The 2,362-nt window shown below is 62.4% G+C and carries 3 protein-coding genes; 2 read left to right on the top strand and 1 reads right to left on the bottom strand.

Annotated features, from left to right (window positions below):
* A partial coding sequence (locus HMPREF7215_RS00050; protein ID WP_040549874.1) for a YadA C-terminal domain-containing protein occupies nt 1–573 on the top strand: 573 nt, incomplete at its 5' end.
* 145 nt (nt 574–718) lie between these two features.
* Here HMPREF7215_RS00050 and HMPREF7215_RS00045 read toward each other — a convergent pair.
* A complete protein-coding gene (locus tag HMPREF7215_RS00045; protein WP_009163493.1) occupies nt 719–1,084 on the bottom strand; it encodes a VOC family protein in 366 nt (121 codons plus the stop codon).
* A gap of 207 nt (nt 1,085–1,291) precedes the next feature.
* Here HMPREF7215_RS00045 and HMPREF7215_RS00040 point away from each other — a divergent pair, with 207 nt between their 5' ends.
* A complete protein-coding gene (locus tag HMPREF7215_RS00040) occupies nt 1,292–2,224 on the top strand; it encodes an aspartate carbamoyltransferase catalytic subunit (protein WP_009163492.1) in 933 nt (310 codons plus the stop codon).
* The last annotated feature ends 138 nt before the right edge of the window (nt 2,225–2,362 follow it).

The following is a 2,362-nucleotide window of genomic DNA, read 5'->3' as shown; positions in this document are numbered from 1 at the left end:
ATCCGCGGCGGCACGTACCATAACGTCGGCGACGCCTTGAGCGCCGTAGACACCCAGTTCAACAACATCTACAACAACTTCGGCAACGTCTACAACCAGATGGGCGACCTGCGGCGCGACCTCAAGAACGTCGGCGCGCTCGGCTCGGCCCTGTCGGCGCTCAAGCCGATGCAGTACGACCCGCTTGAGCCCGGCCAGATCATGGCCGGATTCGGAGCGTACAAAGGCGAGTACGCCTTGGCGCTGGGTTTTGCGCACTACGTGAAGGAAGACTTCATGGTCCACGCCGGAGTGTCGCTCACCCACCACGGCGAATCGATGGCCAACGCCGGGCTGACGTGGAGGATCGGCCGCAAGAAAGACAAGGACGAGATCCCCGAACGTTACCGCAAGGGCCCGATGAGCAGCGTCTACGTGATGCAGAAGGAGAACGCACAGCTGCAGGCGCAGGTGGCCTCGCATGCGCACGAGATCGCGGAGTTGAAGGCTTCGCAGGCCCGCGAACAGGCCGAACTGAAGGCGCGCATGGCGGCGTTGGAACGGATGTTGCCGAACGGCTCGAAACGGAAATAGCGTTTTAGCTCGACACCCCGATCCTTGTATCGGCGGAACGAAAAGAAGGGCGGACCGAAAGCGTCCGCCCTTCTTTTCGTTCATGATGCTGACACTGTTTCTTGATAAAAAGAATTAACTTGGCTCGCTGGGTGCTCCGAAAAACTTATCCGCGCGCGGGCAGGATTTCGACCCAATACCCGTCGGGGTCCTGGATGAAGTAAATGCCCATGGCCGGATTTTCGTAGCAGATGCAGCCCATTTCGCCGTGGAGCGCGCGGGCCGCCTCGAAATCGTCGGCGCGCAGGGCCAGATGGAACTCCTGCTCGCCGAGGTCGTACGGCTCGGCGCGGTCGTGCAGCCACGTCAGCTCGAGCTGGAAGTCGGTGACGCCGTCGCCCAGGTAGACGATCGTGAAGCCGTCGCCGTCGATGCGGCGGACCTCTTTCAGCCCCAGCGCCTTTTCGTAAAAATCCATGCTCTTTTTCAGGTCGAGGACGTTGAAGTTCGTGTGGATAAAATGGAATTTCATAGGCAACCTCCTTGAGATCGTTCGAGTTTTTTATTCTATCACAGCGCCCGAGAAAAGATGAACGCGATATGGGCCGTTGGAAAAAAGGATTCGGGGTTAATTGATGCAATCGGTTGCATAAAATCGTTTCGCGGAGTATAATCCGTGTCGGTAAAAACGCGCCGCAGGGTTGAACGAAAGAAACGCAATGCCGGAAGGAGGAGTTTTATGTCTTGGAACCGCAAGAACCTGCTCGATCTGAACGACTGGATGCCGCAGGATTTCGAGGATTTCGTGAAGCGCGCGCTGGCGTTGAAGCCGCGCCTGACGAGCGCGCCGAAGCGGCCGCTCGATTCGCTTCGCGGCCTCACCGTGGCGAACCTTTTCTTCGAGAATTCCACGCGCACCCGCAACTCGTTCGACGTCGCCGAACGGATGACCGGCGCCGAAGTCATCGACTGGAGCGCTTCGGGCTCGAGCATGTCCAAGGGCGAAAGCCTGCGCGACACGGTCTGGACGCTCTGCGAGATGGGAGTCAACGGGCTGGTGGTGCGCCATTCCGCGACGGGGATGCCTTATTACATCCAGAAGCTCGTGCCGCACGTCCCGGTGTTCAACGCCGGCGACGGCGCGCGCAGCCATCCGACGCAGGGGCTGCTGGACGTCACGGCGGCCGTGGAGCGTCTCGGCAGCCTGAAGGGGAAAACGCTGGCGATCATCGGCGACGTCCGTTACAGCCGCGTGGCGCGCAGCGACGTCAAAGCCTTTCGCGGCATGGGCGCGCGCGTGATCCTCAGCGGCCCGCGCACGCTGATGCCGACGCGTCCCGAGGCGCTGGGCGCGGAGTACGAGCCCGATCCGCGCGCGGCGGCCGCGCAGGCGGACATCCTCGGCTTGCTGCGCGTGCAGCTGGAGCGTCAGGAAGCGGGGCTGTTCCCTTCGGTAAAAGAATATCACGCGCGCTACGGCGCCACGGAGGAACTGCTGGCCTGCGCCCGTCCCGGCGCGGTGGTGATGCATCCGGCGCCGATCAACCGCGGCGTCGAGGTCGCTTCGTCGGTGGCCGACGGCCCGTCGAGCCTGATCCGCGAGCAGGTGCTCTGCGGCGTGCTGACGCGCATGGCTCTGCTCGACATCTGCCTGGGAGGTGACGCGCGATGAGTTTTCGCGAAGCAGTGGATCCGCGAACGTTGGAATTCTCCGAAAAAATCCTGGAAGCCTGGCGCATCCCCGCGGCGATCGATCTGTTCTGCCGTCGCGGCGCCAAAAGCGGCGCGGCGCTGGCCGCGGAAGCCCGCC

Origin of the sequence: Pyramidobacter piscolens W5455, from assembly GCF_000177335.1 — a bacterium.
GTDB lineage: Bacteria > Synergistota > Synergistia > Synergistales > Dethiosulfovibrionaceae > Pyramidobacter > Pyramidobacter piscolens.
Note: the sequence above shows the minus strand (reverse complement) of the source record. Positions and strands in the feature narration are given on the sequence as shown.

What these genes read in the sequence shown, in the direction of transcription:
- HMPREF7215_RS00045 (WP_009163493.1), bottom strand. Translation starts at nt 1,084, where the DNA reads ATGAAATTCCATTTTATCCACACGAACTTCAACGTCCTCGACCTGAAA.
- HMPREF7215_RS00040 (WP_009163492.1), top strand. Translation starts at nt 1,292, where the DNA reads ATGTCTTGGAACCGCAAGAACCTGCTCGATCTGAACGACTGGATGCCG.